General features: G+C 49.6%; 18 protein-coding genes. 9 read left to right on the top strand and 9 right to left on the bottom strand.

Translation table 11 applies throughout. The features are described from left to right. The first annotated feature begins 50 nt into the window (after positions 1–50). A complete protein-coding gene (gene hslU, locus K7B67_RS16190) occupies positions 51–1,391 on the top strand; it encodes an HslU--HslV peptidase ATPase subunit (protein ID WP_252176918.1) in 1,341 nt (446 codons plus the stop codon). Position 1,392: 1 nt separating this feature from the next. Here the strand turns inward: hslU and K7B67_RS16185 are convergent, their stop codons facing one another. Beyond that, positions 1,393–2,544, bottom strand: coding sequence for a Wzz/FepE/Etk N-terminal domain-containing protein (locus K7B67_RS16185; protein WP_252176917.1), 1,152 nt, complete (start codon positions 2,542–2,544; stop codon positions 1,393–1,395). Positions 2,545–2,727: 183 nt separating this feature from the next. On the opposite strand from K7B67_RS16185, the gene K7B67_RS16180 reads away from it, so the two are divergent. After that, a complete protein-coding gene (locus K7B67_RS16180) occupies positions 2,728–3,111 on the top strand; it encodes a DUF971 domain-containing protein (RefSeq protein WP_252176916.1) in 384 nt (127 codons plus the stop codon). On the opposite strand, the gene K7B67_RS16175 is transcribed toward K7B67_RS16180, so the two are convergent. Beyond that, entirely contained in the window at positions 3,104–3,604 is a 501-nt protein-coding gene (locus K7B67_RS16175; RefSeq protein WP_252176915.1) for a hypothetical protein, read from the bottom strand. The two genes, K7B67_RS16180 and K7B67_RS16175, sit on opposite strands and share 8 nt — an antisense overlap. A 214-nt stretch (positions 3,605–3,818) precedes the next feature. On the opposite strand from K7B67_RS16175, the gene adk reads away from it, so the two are divergent. The 4 genes from adk to K7B67_RS16155 all read left to right on the top strand — a co-directional run bounded on the left by adk (position 3,819) and on the right by K7B67_RS16155 (position 6,873). After that, positions 3,819–4,463: an adenylate kinase gene (gene adk / locus K7B67_RS16170; RefSeq protein WP_252176914.1), complete on the top strand. Its 645-nt coding sequence runs from the start codon at positions 3,819–3,821 to the stop codon at positions 4,461–4,463. Positions 4,464–4,530: 67 nt separating this feature from the next. Beyond that, on the top strand, positions 4,531–5,217 hold the full coding sequence (tsaB, locus tag K7B67_RS16165; protein WP_252176913.1) for a tRNA (adenosine(37)-N6)-threonylcarbamoyltransferase complex dimerization subunit type 1 TsaB: 687 nt from the start codon (positions 4,531–4,533) through the stop codon (positions 5,215–5,217). Positions 5,218–5,243: 26 nt separating this feature from the next. Beyond that, positions 5,244–6,047, top strand: a complete 804-nt coding sequence (locus K7B67_RS16160) for an undecaprenyl-diphosphate phosphatase (protein WP_252176912.1) — start codon at positions 5,244–5,246, stop codon at positions 6,045–6,047. Between the two features lie 34 nt (positions 6,048–6,081). After that, positions 6,082–6,873 (top strand): class I SAM-dependent methyltransferase, encoded by a 792-nt coding sequence (locus K7B67_RS16155; protein ID WP_252176911.1) that lies wholly within the window; start codon positions 6,082–6,084, stop codon positions 6,871–6,873. 72 nt (positions 6,874–6,945) lie between these two features. Here K7B67_RS16155 and plsB read toward each other — a convergent pair whose 3' ends face one another. The 3 genes from plsB to dapE form a co-directional block, all read right to left on the bottom strand. Continuing rightward, positions 6,946–9,426 carry a glycerol-3-phosphate 1-O-acyltransferase PlsB gene (gene plsB / locus K7B67_RS16150; protein ID WP_252176910.1) on the bottom strand — a complete coding sequence of 827 codons (2,481 nt, stop codon included), beginning with the start codon at positions 9,424–9,426 and terminating at the stop codon, positions 6,946–6,948. A 143-nt stretch (positions 9,427–9,569) separates the two neighbouring features. Further along, positions 9,570–9,956, bottom strand: coding sequence for a hypothetical protein (locus K7B67_RS16145; RefSeq protein ID WP_252176909.1), 387 nt, complete (start codon positions 9,954–9,956; stop codon positions 9,570–9,572). A gap of 34 nt (positions 9,957–9,990) precedes the next feature. Then, on the bottom strand, positions 9,991–11,121 hold the full coding sequence (gene dapE / locus K7B67_RS16140) for a succinyl-diaminopimelate desuccinylase (RefSeq protein WP_252176908.1): 1,131 nt from the start codon (positions 11,119–11,121) through the stop codon (positions 9,991–9,993). 161 nt (positions 11,122–11,282) lie between these two features. Between dapE and K7B67_RS16135 the strand changes: the two genes are divergently transcribed. Continuing rightward, a complete protein-coding gene (locus K7B67_RS16135) occupies positions 11,283–12,341 on the top strand; it encodes an extracellular solute-binding protein (protein ID WP_252176907.1) in 1,059 nt (352 codons plus the stop codon). 305 nt (positions 12,342–12,646) lie between these two features. Here the strand turns inward: K7B67_RS16135 and K7B67_RS16130 are convergent, their stop codons facing one another. Beyond that, positions 12,647–13,873 carry a C2H2-type zinc finger protein gene (locus K7B67_RS16130; RefSeq protein ID WP_252176906.1) on the bottom strand — a complete coding sequence of 409 codons (1,227 nt, stop codon included), beginning with the start codon at positions 13,871–13,873 and terminating at the stop codon, positions 12,647–12,649. A gap of 230 nt (positions 13,874–14,103) precedes the next feature. On the opposite strand from K7B67_RS16130, the gene K7B67_RS16125 reads away from it, so the two are divergent. Beyond that, complete coding sequence (locus K7B67_RS16125) at positions 14,104–14,304, top strand: type II toxin-antitoxin system RelE/ParE family toxin (RefSeq protein WP_252176905.1); 201 nt, start codon at positions 14,104–14,106, stop codon at positions 14,302–14,304. Continuing rightward, the gene (locus K7B67_RS16120; protein ID WP_252176904.1) at positions 14,297–14,599 is read left to right on the top strand and encodes a DNA-binding transcriptional regulator; all 303 of its coding nucleotides are present in this window, start codon (positions 14,297–14,299) and stop codon (positions 14,597–14,599) included. The genes K7B67_RS16125 and K7B67_RS16120 overlap by 8 nt, the downstream gene beginning before the upstream one ends. 280 nt (positions 14,600–14,879) lie before the next feature. On the opposite strand, the gene nth is transcribed toward K7B67_RS16120, so the two are convergent. From nth to rsxG, 3 genes are read right to left on the bottom strand one after another with little or no spacing between them, the layout of a single operon-like run. Further along, complete coding sequence (gene nth, locus K7B67_RS16115; RefSeq protein WP_252176903.1) at positions 14,880–15,512, bottom strand: endonuclease III; 633 nt, start codon at positions 15,510–15,512, stop codon at positions 14,880–14,882. Further along, positions 15,509–16,270, bottom strand: coding sequence for an electron transport complex subunit E (locus K7B67_RS16110; protein ID WP_252176902.1), 762 nt, complete (start codon positions 16,268–16,270; stop codon positions 15,509–15,511). Before K7B67_RS16110 ends, nth begins: the two co-directional genes overlap by 4 nt. Beyond that, positions 16,267–16,998 (bottom strand): electron transport complex subunit RsxG, encoded by a 732-nt coding sequence (rsxG, locus tag K7B67_RS16105; RefSeq protein ID WP_252176901.1) that lies wholly within the window; start codon positions 16,996–16,998, stop codon positions 16,267–16,269. Before rsxG ends, K7B67_RS16110 begins: the two co-directional genes overlap by 4 nt. Positions 16,999–17,044 lie beyond the last annotated feature (46 nt).

Here is a 17,044-nt window from a genome sequence, read left to right as displayed (position 1 = left end):
CAGCGTTTAAATGGTGAGTTTACTGATCTTTCGTTTACAGAGTTTGTGACATGTCAAATATGACCCCTCGTGAAATCGTTCACGAACTGAATAAACATATTATTGGCCAGGATGATGCCAAGCGTGCCGTAGCCATTGCTCTTCGCAACCGCTGGCGCCGTATGCAGCTGGATGAAGAGCTGCGAAATGAAATTACCCCCAAGAATATTCTGATGATTGGTCCTACCGGTGTCGGTAAGACCGAGGTGGCCCGTCGTCTGGCCAAGCTGGCCAATGCGCCGTTTATCAAGGTTGAGGCAACCAAGTTTACAGAAGTGGGTTATGTCGGCCGGGACGTAGAGTCTATCGTCAGGGATCTGGTGGATGCAGCGATAAAAATGCTGCGTGAGCAGGAAGTTGAGAGAGTAAAAGATCGTGCTCTTGACGCAACAGAAGAGCGGATACTGGACGCATTGCTGCCTCCACCTCGCTCTTTCTCGGAAGAGTCGGCAAAGTCTCAGGATAATACCACCCGCCAGGTGTTCCGCAAAAAACTGCGTGAAGGCCAGCTGGATGACAAAGAGATCGAGATCGATGTGCGCGAAGCCGCCATGGGTGTAGAAATTATGGCGCCTCCTGGCATGGAGGAAATGACCAGCCAGCTGCAGAGTATGTTCTCAAACCTGAATGCCGGAAAGCAGAAAAAGCGCAAGCTGAAAGTCAAGGATGCTTTAAAACTGGTTCAGGACGAAGAAGCTGCAAAACTGGTCAATGAGGACGAACTCAAAGCCAAAGCGATTGAGTCGGTTGAACAGAATGGCATTGTCTTTATCGATGAAATTGACAAGGTGGCCAAGCGTTCCACCGGCAGCAATGCTGATGTTTCCCGTGAAGGCGTGCAACGGGATTTGTTGCCACTGATCGAAGGCTGCACTGTTTCCACCAAGTACGGCATGATCAAAACAGACCACATTCTGTTTATGGCTTCCGGTGCCTTCCATCTTGCCAAGCCATCGGATCTGATTCCAGAACTGCAGGGTCGTTTACCGATTCGTGTTGAGTTGAAAGCACTGACCACGAAAGACTTTGTTCGCATTCTGACTGAGCCAAATGCTTCCCTGACAGAACAGTATCAAGCCCTGATGAAGACAGAAGAGCTCAATATCGCTTTTTCAGAGGATGGTATTGCCCGTATTGCCGAAGTGGCCTGGACGGTCAATGAGAACACCGAAAATATCGGTGCCCGTCGTCTGCACACCGTGATGGAACGTTTGCTGGAAGAAGTCTCCTACGGTGCAGCGGACCTCTCTCTGGAATACAGAGAAGCACCGCTGCTGATTGATGCTGCTTATGTTAACGAGCATCTGGGTGAACTGGTTCAGGACGAAGATCTGAGTCGCTATATTCTCTGATCTACTGGCCGGCCATCACCTGTGGGTTGTGGTCGGCAGCCTGTTGTCTCTCTTTTCTGTTTTTGAGTGCTATTCTGATCAGGGCAAGGAAGACACCGGCCATCAGGCCCAGCATAAACCCTAGAACAACGATCAGCTTTTTATTGGGTTTAGAGGGTGAGGCGGGCACGACCGCAGCTTGCTCTATTTTGGCCGGGGTGATGGTAGCAAAGTCCGGGTTCAGTTTTTCTAACTGTTCTAGCTGGTAGACACGACTGGCCACACCCCTTATGTAAGGCTTGTCTGCGCTATTGTCTGCATCGGGCCTGCTGTAAAAGCGATACTTCTCAGTTCTGTTGTCGATTGCATCGATTCTTGACTTCAGAAGTTTCTCACCCAATAAATAACTGGCGCTATCAAGCAGGGTTGCGTTTACTTCATTCGTCCGAAGCTCAGTAATCCCGGCAGCTTGAGCTTGGGCTAGTGCTTCTTTCAGTTCAGTCTGGCGCAGCCTGTTGTTGGATATGAAGTTGGACTCCAAATGGTTAATCTGACTTTTTAGTTGTATTTTCTTTATATTCACCTGTGCTTGAAAGTTTTCATACAGACTCGTTACGAACTGATTGTGAGCGTAAGGCAAAAGAATTTCATTGATGATCGATGCTGATTCTTCAGGGCTTGAAGCGCTGTATTGAATATTCGTTCGATTATCATTCTTGTCTTTTGCAATGGATAAGTTATTAGAGAACGCCTGGTATTGAGCTGCAAGCGTTTTTTGATCGGGTGTTGAGGTCTCATCAGGAGTTGCAAGGGATGAGTTCTCGAATGCATAACGTCTTGCAGCAGGGCTGGTCAAATACTTCAGATACAGCTGATAGGCTGCGCTGGTAGAAAGGTATTCAGAGCTATTACCTTCGCTGTGTGACGCAATAAAGGAAGCATTACTGTTCCAGACGGCAATATCAGCAGAAGAAGGTTCATTTAAAACGGCTTCAGTCGTATAGCTTGCAGGAAGCTTAAAGGCTGCAATCACAGCAATGACGGTGGCTATTGCAGTTATCGCTATAATCAGCCATTTCTGGGCAAACAGTTTCTCGGTAAGCTCAAAAAGATCAATTTCATCGTCAGGATAAGGGACGTGGTATAGGTGGTTCTGGGTCTGTAGGTTGTTCATACCTGAGATAAAATCCTTAGGTGTATTTATTGGTTAGGAATTACCTCTCCATTATCCTGAATAAAAGCGTTAATGTCTCCTGTGATTTTATGCGGACAAGTCAGGCAGGCACTTGGTATTTTATTGGTTTTAGGTAGACTCCCCCTGAGCCTGTCGTTTTAAGACGAAATAGAGATGTTCAGTATGCAGCAAAAAATCCCCGAAGCTTTGAACTTTCACAAGCAATCCCAGCAGCTGGAGTTGAAGTACAGCACGGGCGAGACGTATCAGCTCAGTAGTGAGATGCTTCGTGTCCACAGTCCTTCTGCCGAGGTCAGGGGGCATGGTAATCCGATACTGCAAACGGGTAAAAAGCGGGTTCAGGTCACCGGTATAGAAAGAGTGGGCCAGTATGCCATTAAAATTCAATTTAGTGATGGTCATGACAGCGGCATTTACGACTGGGGTTATCTCTACGATTTATGCGTAAACCAGGGACAGTACTGGGAAACCTATCTGGAGCAGCTCCACCAGGCGGGCGGAAGCCGGGAGCCAGATGTTGATGTGGTTAAACTGATGATTAATTGAATAACCTGGCTCTGGGTTTCCACAGAAAAACCGCTTTATCCCAGGGGCATTCATAAAGCTGCATCATGGTTTTTTCATTATGAGTCATGACGATCTGATAAGTGATTGATTCTCTCTGGGGTTTGCTGGTCAGGATAACGGTGGCCGGTCTGCTCATCAGAACAGGGGTTCCACCCAGGTTATGAGTTCTTTGGTAAAGCATATTCATGATAGTGAGGATGCTGCCATCGGCAGGGTCGTAGGAGAAATTTTCGTTAAATGAAACTCTGTAAGTGCGCTTGTCAGCGGGCAGGTCGCTGATGTTTCTGCTGAGTTGGCATTCACTCAGGTCAACATAGCCAGAAGGGGGGCGGTTGTTTTTCACCGCAGACAGTAACCAGCGATGGCCCTTGATTTTAGCGTTAGGGAGTGCCTGAGTGTTGATTGGCAGAACCATGGCCACCAGGGCCATAGTCATTATGATCAGTGTCTTTGTTCTATGTGGCCTTGTCATATCTGCTGCTCTTCACAATGGATATTCTGATGACTGTATCGGCCAATGGCTGCGGAAATTTTATTCACCCGCTTTATCCTGATGATGGGTGCATACCGGTTAGAATTTTCCTGTATCAACTTGTAACCAAGGGGCTCTCTGTATATCCTTTCTGCCTTTTAAATTCGTCATAATGAGGCTCAAGCAGTGAGCCTTGTCAGGCAGGAGTCTGTTCATGAGAGTGATTCTGTTGGGTGCCCCGGGTGCCGGCAAAGGTACGCAAGCCCAGTTCATCATGGAAGAGTTTGGTATTCCCCAGATCTCTACCGGCGACATGCTGCGAGCAGCGATCAAGGATGGCACAGAGTTGGGCCTGAAAGTAAAAGCGGTGATGGATTCCGGGTCCCTGGTCTCAGATGAAATCATCATTGAACTGGTTAAAGAACGTATTGCCAAAGACGACTGCGACAAAGGTTTCCTGTTTGATGGTTTCCCCAGAACCATCCCTCAGGCTGAAGCCCTTCGTGATGCCGGTGTCGCCATTGATCACGTGATCGAAATAGCGGTTGAAGATGAAGAAATTGTTCAGCGCATGGCAGGAAGGCGTGTTCATCCGGATAGTGGCCGTACCTATCACGTTGTCTACAACCCGCCCAAGGTTGAAGGTAAAGATGATGTAACCGGTGAAGACCTGATTCAGCGTGATGACGATGCTGAGGAAACCGTTCGTAAGCGTCTGGGGGTTTACCATGACCAGACGGCCCCTCTGGTCAGCTTCTACAAGGCAGCTGAAGGTCAGACTCGCTATACCCGGGTAGAAGGTGTTGGCAGTGTTGATGAGATCAAGGGCAAAGTGATCAGCGCCCTGAAGCCTGCCTGATAAACCTTGGCCTGATAAACCTTGCTGTCTGGCTGCATGCAATACCCCCATCTAAAGAGATACATTGATGAAAATCCTGGCTCTTGATAGCGCCACAGAAGCCTGTTCAGTGGCATTGAATCTGGAGGGTGAGATTGTTGAGCATTTTCAGCTGTTACCCAGAAGGCACAGCCGTGAGCTTTTGGGAATGGTCGACAATCTATTGCAAAAGCAGGGCATCAGCCGGTTTGATCTGGATGCTCTGGCCTTTGGCCGTGGACCCGGTGCTTTTACCGGTCTCAGGATAGCGGCTGCCATGGTGCAGGGGCTGGCCTTTGCCATCGAAAAACCGGTTGTTGAGGTGTCAACGTTAAGAGCACTGGCGCAGGAAGGTTTTAGAGAGCATCAGGCAAACGCTGTACTGGCGGCGATTGATGCCCGCATGGGAGAAGTTTACTGGGGAGCCTTCAGGGAACAAGATGGGCTGATGCAACCTGTGATGGAAGAGCAGGTTGTTGCCCCCGAGAAGGTTGTCCTGCCTGGTGGAGTGTTTGGTGGAGAGCAGAGCTGGCTGGGAATGGGAACTGGTTGGCAGTTCGAAGACCAGCTGGCAGCAAAAGTGGTGAAATGTTATCCCGAGGCTTATCCCAGGGCGGCAGATATTGCCATTCTGGCGGCGGCTGATTTTAACCAGGGGCTGGCCGTATCGGCTGAACAGGCTAGACCTGTCTATCTCAGGGATAAAGTGGCTCTTAAGAAAAGTGAACGATCATAAAACTCGTTTGTAAGGGGGATGCTATCGTGGATAGCTTTCAGGTAATCGTTCTTGCCCTGTTGCAGGGGCTGACAGAATTTCTACCGATTTCCAGTTCGGGTCATTTGATATTGCCCGCACAGTTGTTGGGCTGGACGGATCAGGGGCTGGCCTTTGATGTGGCAGTTCATATTGGCACATTGATAGCGGTTGTAGGGTATTTTCGTCATGACCTGATCAGAATTGCTGTGGACTGGCTGGGCTCTCTGGCGGGTAAAGGCTCAACGGTGAACAGCCGTCTGGGTTGGTACCTGATTTTTGCAACCTTGCCAGCGGTGTTGTTTGGTTTCGCCCTGAAGTCTATGGGTCTGGATGAGGCGATGCGCAGTATTGCAGTGATTGCAGGGACTACCCTGATTTTCGGTGCTCTCCTTGGTTGGGCTGACTATAAGGGCAAAAAAATACAGCCTATTGAAAAGTTGAACTTCCGTCAGGCCATGATCATTGGCTTTGCCCAGGCCATCGCCCTGATCCCGGGAACCTCCCGGTCAGGCATTACCATGACTGCGGGTCTTATGCTCGGTTTGACCCGTGAGGCAGCGGCTCGCTTTTCATTTCTACTGTCCATTCCGGTGATACTGGGAGCCGGGCTGCTTCTGACACTGGACCTTGTAAAATCAACCGAGCCGGTTGACTGGGGCGTACTCTTCTCTGGTGCTTTGGTAGCAGGCGTCAGTGCCTGGTTCTGTATGCATTTTTTCCTGTCATTTATCAATCGAATCGGCTTGATGCCCTTTGTGATCTACCGCTTTATTCTCGGCGCAGTATTGATTGCTGTGATGGTGTTTTGACTTACTGACTTAAACTGTTGTGAGCAAAAAGCGAATGGCCTGTTCAGTCGTAGTACAAAATGATCCGGACCCTGATAAGCAGGCTTATCTTGATACGCTTCTTTGTTCAATGGCTGGAGCTTCTGCCATTGAACATCCAGCTGACTGTCGGGAAGGTTATCTTATTCTGGGCTTTGAAAAGGATCATCTCTCCCTGAAGCGGGCGGGTGGCAAAGAAAAGCCCATCAGTGTTGACTTCGTAGGTGGAAAAGCAGGCCATAGAAGAAAGTTTGGTGGCGGTAAAGGTCAGGATATAGCCAAAGCCGTGGGTTTGAATAAAGGCGCTAAACCTCATGTGCTGGATGCCACCGGAGGGCTGGGTCGGGATGCGTTTGTGCTGGCCTCGCTGGGTTGCAGGGTGACTATCATCGAACGCTCTCCTGTCATTGCCGCTCTGCTGGAAGACGGTATCAGAAGAGCGATGGCAGATCTGGAAGTCTCAGAGATTGCCGGACGTATGCAGCTGATCAAAGAAGACAGTCGTCGTTCTATGGAATCAAGCCTGTCCGCCGGAAAACAGTTTGATGTGGTTTATCTCGACCCCATGTTTCCGCACAAGGAGAAATCGGCACAAGTCAAAAAGGAAATGAAAATCTTTCAGGAGCTATTGTCAGCTGATTCTGATGCCGATGAGCTGCTTGAGCCTGCCCTGAAACTGGCCCGATACCGGGTTGTGATCAAAAGGCCCCGGCTGGCTCCGGAGCTGGGTAATGCTTCGCCTACCTACAAACTGGAGGGGAAGGCTTGCAGGTATGATATTCATGCTTTGAAAGCGTTTGAGTGTTAACGGTGTCATCTTTTCCTCGTTCTCACGCAGGAGCGTGGGAACGAGGGGGTTGTACGAATAGGATGTGCTGAGTTAATGCTCCTCAATAGGAGCAGGCTGCGTACTGGTGGTTTGCAGTATGCTGTGGCGGACTTCGCTGGTCAGCACCTTAAAGGCTTCATCGGCGACCATTTTCACTTCATCGCCAAAGTTGAGCTTGTTGGTCTGGGTGATTTCTACCACATTATTAAGCCGTAATTGTTCGATAAAGTTTTTGAACAGAGTCTTGTCAAAAAACTCAGGGGCATTTAATCCGTGGATAATCGACAACCTCTGTGCCAGGTCCCGGCTCTGGTTTTCCAGGGTTTCCTGCTCAATGTTGCCACTGTCATTGCTGATCAGCAGACTGATGACCATAAAGAAACGCTCAAGCGTCTGTGCTATGGCGCGGGAAAGTGCTGTCAGTGTAACAAACTGTACTGAGCTGTACTCAGGTTGGCGGTAATAGCCTTCACGGTCACTGATAATCAGGCCTTCACTCTCCAATGTCTCCAGCCATTGAGCAACTACTTTCAGGAAGCCTCGCTCACTCCATTTGAGAAAGAGCTCAGATTTCAGGTAAGGGTACAGGATGGAGCAAACCCGGAAGATTTCCCTCTGGGTCATGGCGCTGTTGTTAATAAACAGGCAGCTGAGCAGGGAAGGTACGGCAAACATATGCAGCACGTTATTCCGGTAATAGGTCATCTTGACCGCTGTCTTTTCGTCAAGACTGTAAACATCCCCCAGGGAATCGCTGAATTTATTGAGCACATCCAGGTTCTCTACATGGCGGATGACGCTGTGGCCATCCATATCGGTAATGACCGTTTTGTCACTGTAGGGAGATTTTTTGAGGAGTCGCTGGTAAGTCTCTATCAGCAGTATCAGCTCCTGTTCACCCAAAGCATGACGCGGTGTTGAAAGCAGGGCCATAGACACCAGGTTAACCGGGTTGATCACGGCTGCTGAGTTGATCTCGCTGGCAATATTAAAAGCCAGCGTGTTAGTGGCTTTCTTTAGCCACTCTGGTTTAAAGCCTTCAGCGGGTTCCTGCTGCCACTGAGGTGCTTCTTTATCCAGGAATTCACCCATGCAGATGGGATTGCCAAAGTTGATCCAGGCTTTGCCAAACTGATTCTTCAGGGCTGCCAGTGTGCGAACGACGTCCAGCGGGGACTCTTTTTTCTTGCTCTTACCTCGCAGCTCACCCATGTAGGTGCTGACTTCCAGCAATTTCTCATAACCGATATAAACCGGCACAAACAGTACCGGCTTACGGTTATCTTTCAGGTAGCTTCTCAGGCTGATGGAGAGCATACCGGTTTTCGGGGTCAGGGTTCGACCGGTTCTGGAGCGACCACCCTCAACAAAATATTCAATGGGGAATCCACGACTGGACAGGGTATACATGTATTCATGGAAGACGGCGCTGTAGAGAGGATTGCCTCTAAAGGTTCTTCTCATAAAGAAAGCGCCACCCTTGCGCAGGATAGTGCCGACGACGGGCATATTCAGGTTGATACCAGCGGCAATATGGGGAGGTGTCAGTCCCTCATAGTAAAGGGCATAGGAAAGCAGCAGGTAGTCGATATGGCTGCGGTGGCAGGGTACATAAACAATACTGTGTTTCTGGGAAAGCGCCTTGATCGGTTCAATGTTATTGATCGACAGGCCATCGTAGAGTTTGTTCCAGAACCAGGTCAGCAGAATGTCCAGGAATCTGAGCACCGGATAAGAGTAGTCAGAAGCGATCTCGTTGGCGTACTGCCGGGCCTTGTTCTCGGCCTCGACCAGAGTGATCTCCCGGGCCGCGGCCTCGGCCTCTATGGCTTTGCGAATCTGTGGCGTATGGATCAGGCCATTGACCAGTATCCTTCGGTGAGAGAGGTCAGGACCAATGACAGACTCTCTGAGCTGACGAAAGTGTACCCTGAGAATCCGACCCACTTTGCGGAGGGTGCGGGGATGTTCCTGGCCTTCGTCCACCATGTCTCTGAGGGACATGGCGGGATTAAAGTGAACCAGGGTTTGCCTGCCATGCAGCAGAATGGCCATAAACTTGCTGAAGCGGCCCCCAAGGCTGAAGTTCCAGTCAAGCAGGAGTTTCAGGGCAGACTGTTCTTTATCTGGAGCCCGTCCCCAGAAAATACTGACCGGCACCAGCTGCACGTCCTGGTCAGGATGCGCCTCGGTTTCCCTGAGCAGGTTTGCCAGTGTATCGGCGGTTTCCGGGTGCTCGCGCTGAAGCAGAACCCCCCGCTGCTGAGTCAGATAAAAATAAGCCTGGTCACCGCTCTTGCGATCCTTGTGAATAAACGCATAGGGTCTTGGTAGACCGGCTTTTCGACACTCGTGCTCAACCACCATCAAATCAGACAGGGAGCGGTTACGAAGGACATAGCAGACAGGCTTGTCTGGCTGAATCTCAAGGCTTTCTGCAGTGTTGTTATGAACCGTTGTTCTAACCCAGGTGAATAACAGCTTTCTCAAGCTATGAAACAAAAAGCGACTGAGAGTATTGGGTTTGTGCATGGGGCTGGCCGCGGCCTGAAATCAAGAGGGTAAATGGCTATCGGTGGATTCTAGCTTGAATCGAGGCTGCGGCGCAAAGAGGAAAGTGTATATTTCTCAGATTAAGGTTCTCAGATTAAGAGCGTGCCCATCAGGGTTTGTTCTTAAAGAGCATTAGGCCAGGAGACTGTGCTCTCTTCGCCTGATTCCGTAAGCTGCCACCATTCATCCATATCTTCACCGTCTGACCAGGGGGCGGCATTGGCCCTTACCCGGCATTTGGCAAACTGGTTCAGGCTTCTGGCGCAGGCCATATCATCACGCCAGGGGGTCTTGTTGGTTTTGAACCAGATGCTGGTCCAGACCTTGCCAACCGCTCCCTCAACAACCATGACCGGCGCTGAAGCTTGCTGGCCATGTGCCAGAAAGTCGTGGACTTTGTTACCGCTGCCCAGGACTTCCACGGTATCAAAATGAGCCTTGAGCCATTTCCGGATCATGTCCAGGCTCAGGTCTTTGGCATAAATTTCCAGATCTTCAACGTTATTCATAAAAGGCTATTGTCTTATAAAATGGAGTATGAGTTTACGTCAGTAGTCGTGTCAGGATACCCTGGTAAATCCGGCTGAGATCGTCAAGGTCACTGGCTCTGATGCATTCATTCACTTTATGGATGGTGGCATTGACCGGTCCCAGCTCAACCACCTGGGCACCGGTTGGCGCGATAAACCGGCCATCAGAAGTACCGCCAGAGGTGGATAGCTCAGAATCGATGCCAGTTTCAGCTTTGATGGATGCTTTGGCGGCATTAACCAGTATGCCGGGGCGGGTCAGGAATGGCTGGCCGCTGACATGCCATTCAAGATCATATTGAAGGTGATGCCGATCCAGAATGGCCAGCACTCTTTCCTGAAGTACCTTATCCGTGACTTCAGGAGAGAAGCGGAAGTTAAAGTTGACTTCGCAGCGACCGGGAATCACATTGCTGGCACCTTCTCCGGCATGAATATGCCAGATCTGGAAACTGGTGGGTGGGAAGAATTCATTGCCCTGATCCCATTCTTCGCCGGTCAATTCTGATAGCGCCAGTGCCACTTCATGAACCGGGTTTCTGGCCAGGTGCGGGTAGGCAACATGCCCCTGGATGCCATGTATCACCAGCTGGCCGTGCATTGAACCACGGCGTCCGTTCTTGATGATATCGCCCACCTGATGGGTGCTGGAGGGTTCACCGACGATACACCAGTCTATCTTTTCGTGACGAGCCTCCAGGTGTTCAATGACTTTTACGGTGCCATGCCTGGCCGGGCCTTCTTCATCGCTGGTGATCAGGAAAGCAATCGAGCCTTTATGGTCAGGGTTGTCGGCAACAAAAGCCTCGCAGGCCGTGACCATGGCGGCCAGGCTGCCTTTCATATCGGCTGCCCCCCGTCCCTGCAACATACCGTTTTCATCGACAAAAGGAGAAAAGGGAGGGTTATCCCACTGTTCCACAGAACCGGTGGGAACAACGTCGGTATGACCGGCAAAGGCCAGCACCGGAGCAGAGTCTCCCCTGCGCAGCCAGATGTTTTCCACTTCACCAAACCGCAATTTCTCTACTTTGAAGCCCAAGGGTTCCAGACGGCTGATCATCAGGTCCTGACAGCCTTCATCTTCAGGGGTGATGGAGGGACGCTGAATCAGATTTATGGCGAGTTCAATGGTAGGGGTCATGTGTGGTTTGTCTGTTCTATTGTTTGCAGTTTTTACACTTTGAAAGAGGAGTGTATCACTTAAATTGCCTGAGGATGGAACGTGGAACTCGCAAATTATGAATAGTGTCTATACTGACGTTCCCAACTACCAGTAAACATACAGATTTTATGATTACTTCAATGCCTACTTTATCTGACTGCTTGAAATGGACCCGTAGAGAGTATCGGAACTTCAGGCAGCTTAATATACGACAACGTGACTTTGGAAAAGTCTGTTGCTCGACATTTTTCTCTCTGGCTCTGATACTTCTCAGTCCGGTTGCTTTGTCAGACACGCTGAAAATTGCGGTTGCATCCAACTTTTACCCGACAGCCATGGAGTTGAAAAAGGCCTTTAACAAACTCCATCCGGATATTGAGGTTACGCTTGTCAAAGGCGCAAGTGACGACTTGTTTGAGCGTATTATGGGTGGCGAGAAGTTTGATGTCTTTCTCAGCGCCGATGAAACCCACCCGGCTACGCTGGAACGGGTGGACAAAGCCAAACCGAAATCACGGCAAACCTATGCGTTTGGTCGGCTTGCGTTTTTGCACAAGATGGGTAACCAGACCGAAGATCATGGTCACAGTCATGGAAAAGAGACTATCACAGTGAAGGAGCTGGGTGACTTTATTGACAAGCATCGTCAGGAAGTTTACATCCCGGATCCCAAGGACTCTCCCTATGGCAAGAGGGCGGAGGATTTGCTTGAAGCTGCGGGGTTGTTCTATCCCCTCAATGCAACGGGGAATATCAAGATCGAAGACAGTGCCCATGATGTCTGGAGCAACAGCGTAAACAAAACAGACGTATTTGCCCTGCTCCCGGCCTCATTAGTGTTTCATGAAGAAGATGATCACTCCAGAGATTCACATGACGTAGACCACCCTTATCCCAAAGATGATGAGGTGTCACTGTTACATGACAACGATTTTCATCGCCTCAGGCAGGAGATGGTGATACTCAATGACTCTGACAGCGTCAAAGCAGCTGAAACCTTTGCAACGTTTATGCTGTCACCCGCCACTCAGGCCTATATTGGGGATCATGGTTACTACCCTGCGAGTTACTCAGAGTGCCCGCTTAACACCACGTCCGCTGGCAGTTATTTTTCAGCGATTCCTTATGCTGGTGTTCTGTCTGCTATCACTTCTGCAGCTATTGCCGCCTGGATTAACAGAGGTTATTGCCGTTTCTAAAGCGTTCTGCGCCCACAAAGTCCGTCCAGAACTTGTCAAAATGTGATGCCATCATTTTTCGGCAAGTCCAGGACGGACGGGGTAAGTAGTCGATAGCGGTTTTCTAGGAGCCTGACCGAGAATGGCGCCCGTAGCGAGGACGGCAGAAAATTGAGGATAAAAATTCGGTTTTGTGAGGAGAATAGCTAGCTATTTGACGAACAAAAGCGGATTTTTAGACCAATTTGCTGTCGCCGCAGTAGGGCAGCTATTCTCGGTCAGGCTCCTAGGGTCGGAAATTTCCTTGAGGTAGGTTGGGAGGCAGATCATTCTTTGTCACCCTTCTTTCTTTTCTGGTTAGATGGCCGCTGGTCAGACGCTTTTCTCTTGAGCCTCTGGTCGGCAGGCGGGTGGGTCTGTTTGTGCGTTTTTAGATTACTTGCCCGGTCGGTGCTGTAGTCGCAGCCCTCATAGTCACACTGGTGCGCCTTAATTCTCTGGTCGATAGGCAGGTGGATCTGTTTGTGCCTTTTCAGATTGCCCGCCTGGTTGGAACTGTAGTCACAACCCTCATGGTCACAGTGGTGCACCTTGAGTCTCTGGTCGGCAGGCAGGTGGGTCTGTTTGTGTGTTTTCAGATTGCCTTTCAGGTCGGTTCTGTAGTTGCAGTCTTTATAGTCACACTGTTGCACCTTGGGTCTCTGGTCGGCAGGCAGGTGGGTCTGTTTGTGCGTTTTCAGATTGCCCGACTGGTTGGAACTGTAGTCGCAATCCTCATGGTCACAGCGGTGCACCTCGGGTCTCTGGTCGGCAGGCAGGTGGGTCTGTTTGTGCCTTTTCAGACTGCTCCTGAAGTCGGTTCTGTAGTTGCAGCCCTCATGATCACACTGGTGCACTTTGGGTCTTATGGGTCTCTGGTCGGCAGGCAGATGGATCTGTTTGTGTCTGTTCAGGCTGCCCCTGTGGTCGGTGCTGTAATTGCAGCCCTCATGGTCACACTGGTGCACCTTGTATCTTTTGGGTCTCTGGTCGATAGGCAGGTGACTCTGTTTGTGCCTTTTCAGATGGTTCGCCTGGTCGGTGCTGCAAGCAGTTGAGGTGGCTATTTCACTGTCTGTAGTGGACTCCTGATCAATCATTTTCAGTCTCAGGGTCGCACAAACTTCACTGATTTCGTTTAATGCTCGAAAAGGATCAGGTGTCGTGTTTACCCACTGAACAACCGTTTCGGTATCAGTTTCGTCTTCTTCAGAGCGGTTGTCGCTTTCATCACAGGTGTTGCTGTCTTCGGTGCCAGAACCCTCATCAGAGGGTGCCTGACTGTAAGCTGTAAACTCGACGTCAGGGGCAGCAGAAAAGCAATAGCGAGTGTCAGGCTTTAAGAAAACCTCAATAAAGGGCTTTGGGGTACTGATAAGCGCCTTGCCGACAGCCAGAGCGAAGAGTAAAGACACATGACTTTTCTGAGCATGGCTTTTCTGAGCATGGCCATGAGGGTAATGCACCGAAAAGGTGATGACCAAGGTCAAAATCAATGGTTTTTTGGATAGCAAGGCCTGGCTTCCCAGTCGTTAAAATGTTTATTGGAAAATCAGGTTAGTCCAAATCTGGAGAGAGGTCGGTGGTTTCTTTGCCGTGAAAATGCCCGAACTCAGGGCACGGTCTTTATTGTTGGTTCGGAGTCCGCATCCTAATCAACCTTGAGATAAAATTGCTTTTCAGTTCATGAAAAGATTGTCTGAATGTCATACTTTTTATTTCGTACATGTACGGATGTAAATGCTTGACTTACGTACATCTCATTTTACGTATGGGCGAACGTGCTTTTTTTATTTTTGGTTTTGTAAAAAATAGACAGAACAACATTAACCCGAAAGAGGCGAAGGCCATCAAATTATTAGTCAGGGAATTTCTTGGATATACAGATGATGACCTGAAAAAAGCACTGGAAGCTGGAGAATTAGTGGAGATTTCCTATGAGTGATTTACTGGATGCAATGCATGAAACCGCCAAGGGCTTGTATGACGCTGGCATTATGAATGCCACGACCATGCACAAGTTCGATGCACTATGTTTACCACCAGTAGAGGCGTTGGCTCCAACGCAGATTAAGCGTTTGCGCCTTAAATACAAAGTGAGCCAGTCTGTCTTTGCAGCATTTTTGAATGTTAGCCCGTCCACCGTGCAGAAATGGGAAACGGGTCAAAAGCGCCCTGATGGACCGTCGCTTAAATTATTGGATCTTGTCAAAAACAAAGGGCTTTCTATTTTGGTATGACCAGAACAGCTCACGATTTAACAATAGCGTCTGCTGCGCCGGTCAAGGACCTGTCGATGACGGTAGAATCGTACTACTTTTGAGCGTTGAGAAGGAGATCATTTTCAATCTGGAATGGCTAATCACCAACCCAATCGGGGCAACCTCCCGATCTGGGTGGTGAAAGGCAGTTACAAAGCCATTTTTAACTTATTATTAATTCTGCCGTAGACGGCATTCGTGATTTGCAAAGAAAAAAAGCTCAATCGAGACCCTGTATGGGATTGAAAGGATTTTTTACTTATTTTTCTTTGGAAGAGAATTCACACAAGTCTTCAATAATACAGCTGCCACACTGAGGTTTTCTGGCCTTGCAGACGTAGCGACCATGCAGGATGAGCCAGTGATGGGCATCCAGAAGGAATTCTTTAGGAATCAGTCTGACCAGCCTTTTTTCTACTTCCAGAACATTCTTGCCCGGAGCAATGCCAGTGCGATTGGAAACCCGGAATATATGAGTATCCACAGCCATGGCGGGCTGTTTGAATGCGGTGTTTAGTACCACGTTTGCGGTCTTTCTGCCAACCCCGGGCAGGGCTTCCAGAGCTTCACGGGTATCCGGGACTTCGCCGTTATGTTCTTCCAGCAGCATTTTACAGGTTTTGATGACATTCTCGGCTTTGGCGTTGAACAGGCCAATGGTCTTGATGTATTCCTTGAGGCCTTCTACCCCCAGATCAAAAATGGCGCGGGGTGTATTGGCTACCGGGAATAATTTATCCGTTGCCTTGTTAACGCCAACATCCGTTGCCTGGGCTGAAAGAATCACGGCGATTAACAGCTCAAAGGATGAGGAGTAATTCAGTTCCGTTGTCGGGTTAGGGTTCTGGTCCCGCAACCGGGTAAAAATCTGGGTTCTTTTTTCTTTATTCATCGGATATTACCAGTTACTCGAACACGCTTACTGCCAACCTCTGATAACGGCTCTTGAGCCTTTCGGGCTTCTTCCTGCTTTTTGTCGATGACATTTTTGATAGCAATAAGAAAACCCATGAAGACAAAGGCTCCGGGAGGAAGGATGGCGAACAGAAACTGTTTGTAGTCCTGGAAAACGACAATGGTCCAGTTTTGGGCGACAGGGCCCAGCAGTAGATCCATACCCGAGAAGAGAGTTCCCTGACCAACCAATTCCCGAAGTGCTCCCAACAGCAGCAATATGGCAGCAAAGCCCGCGCCCATCATAAAGCCATCGAAAGCGGCGGGAATCACCGGCTGTTTAGAGGCATAGGCATCTGCACGCCCTAAAATGATGCAGTTGGTAACAATCAGGGGAATGAAAATGCCGAGTATCTTATACAGCTCATAGGTATAAGCCTGCATCAACAATTCTATGCAGGTGGTAAAAGAGGCAATGACCATAACAAACACCGGGAGGCGAATTGCATCAGTGACCTGGTGTCGGATCAGGGACACAGCGATGTTCGAGCCCATAACAACCAGCATGGTGGCAATGCCAAGTCCCAGGGCGTTAACCACACTGCTGGAGACCCCCAGCAGAGGGCAAAGGCCCAGCAGTTGAACCAGGGCCGGGTTGTTGTCCCAGAGCCCGTTCCAGGCAATTCTGGCGGCAGATTGATCGGCAAATAATGATTTTTTCTGCAGCGTTGAATCAGTAACAACATCATCCGTCATGGTTCTGCTCCTTTTTCTGCTCCTTTTTCATCCCGTCTGGCGGCTTCACCCTGTTTAAAGAGCGTTTGCCTGTGGGAGTCAAAATAGTTCAGGGTTCGATAAACGGAACCTACAACGGCCCTGGGGGTTATCGTGGCCCCGGTAAACTGGTCAAACTGTCCGCCTTCCTTCTTGACGCCCCAATCTTCAGGGGCTGGGTCCAGAAGCGACTTACCCCGGAATTGTAAAATCCAGTCAGACACTTTGGTGTCTATTTTATCACCGAGTCCGGGTGTTTCTTTGTGTTGGATTGCTCTGACTCCAGCCAGTGTTCCATCGGCGTAAATACCCACCAGCAACTCGATTTTTCCAGCATAGCCGTCGGGCGCTATGGCGGGGAGAATGACAGCAATCGGCTTGCCATCCTCGAAAGCGACATAGCCATACTTGTCGGTAGAGGTTGCCAGTAAGTCATTGGCCGGGATGGTAATTCGAGCATCCAGAATGTTGTTGTCGTGTGTCTTGTCCGGAAGAATTTCTTTCAGGGCCCTGGCTTCAAAAGCTCGCACCTGGGCATGAATCTTCTGTTCTGTAAAAACAAACGTCAGAGCAATAAGGCCTACCGTGAGAATGGCAAACACACCCAGTGTCAGACTGTTGCGCACGATACTGCTGGCCAGATCGGTAGCAGGTTTCTTCTGCTTAGACGACGGTTCTGGCTCATTTTGATTTTCTTTAACTATGGGCATTCGTCAATCACTCATTTCGCATCTCATTCACTCAGGGCTGCTTTTT

The sequence above is a fragment of the Endozoicomonas sp. 4G genome, assembly GCF_023822025.1.
In the GTDB taxonomy this organism is placed as follows: Bacteria; Pseudomonadota; Gammaproteobacteria; order Pseudomonadales; family Endozoicomonadaceae; genus Endozoicomonas_A.
The sequence above is the reverse complement of the archived record's forward strand: the minus strand, read 5'-3'. Positions and strand labels throughout refer to the sequence as shown.

What these genes read in the sequence shown, in the direction of transcription:
- hslU (WP_252176918.1), top strand. Translation starts at nt 51, where the DNA reads ATGTCAAATATGACCCCTCGTGAAATCGTTCACGAACTGAATAAACAT.
- K7B67_RS16185 (WP_252176917.1), bottom strand. Translation starts at nt 2,544, where the DNA reads ATGAACAACCTACAGACCCAGAACCACCTATACCACGTCCCTTATCCT.
- K7B67_RS16180 (WP_252176916.1), top strand. Translation starts at nt 2,728, where the DNA reads ATGCAGCAAAAAATCCCCGAAGCTTTGAACTTTCACAAGCAATCCCAG.
- K7B67_RS16175 (WP_252176915.1), bottom strand. Translation starts at nt 3,604, where the DNA reads ATGACAAGGCCACATAGAACAAAGACACTGATCATAATGACTATGGCC.
- adk (WP_252176914.1), top strand. Translation starts at nt 3,819, where the DNA reads ATGAGAGTGATTCTGTTGGGTGCCCCGGGTGCCGGCAAAGGTACGCAA.
- tsaB (WP_252176913.1), top strand. Translation starts at nt 4,531, where the DNA reads ATGAAAATCCTGGCTCTTGATAGCGCCACAGAAGCCTGTTCAGTGGCA.
- K7B67_RS16155 (WP_252176911.1), top strand. Translation starts at nt 6,082, where the DNA reads ATGGCCTGTTCAGTCGTAGTACAAAATGATCCGGACCCTGATAAGCAG.
- plsB (WP_252176910.1), bottom strand. Translation starts at nt 9,426, where the DNA reads ATGCACAAACCCAATACTCTCAGTCGCTTTTTGTTTCATAGCTTGAGA.
- K7B67_RS16145 (WP_252176909.1), bottom strand. Translation starts at nt 9,956, where the DNA reads ATGAATAACGTTGAAGATCTGGAAATTTATGCCAAAGACCTGAGCCTG.
- dapE (WP_252176908.1), bottom strand. Translation starts at nt 11,121, where the DNA reads ATGACCCCTACCATTGAACTCGCCATAAATCTGATTCAGCGTCCCTCC.
- K7B67_RS16135 (WP_252176907.1), top strand. Translation starts at nt 11,283, where the DNA reads ATGCCTACTTTATCTGACTGCTTGAAATGGACCCGTAGAGAGTATCGG.
- K7B67_RS16120 (WP_252176904.1), top strand. Translation starts at nt 14,297, where the DNA reads ATGAGTGATTTACTGGATGCAATGCATGAAACCGCCAAGGGCTTGTAT.
- nth (WP_252176903.1), bottom strand. Translation starts at nt 15,512, where the DNA reads ATGAATAAAGAAAAAAGAACCCAGATTTTTACCCGGTTGCGGGACCAG.
- K7B67_RS16110 (WP_252176902.1), bottom strand. Translation starts at nt 16,270, where the DNA reads ATGACGGATGATGTTGTTACTGATTCAACGCTGCAGAAAAAATCATTA.
- rsxG (WP_252176901.1), bottom strand. Translation starts at nt 16,998, where the DNA reads ATGCCCATAGTTAAAGAAAATCAAAATGAGCCAGAACCGTCGTCTAAG.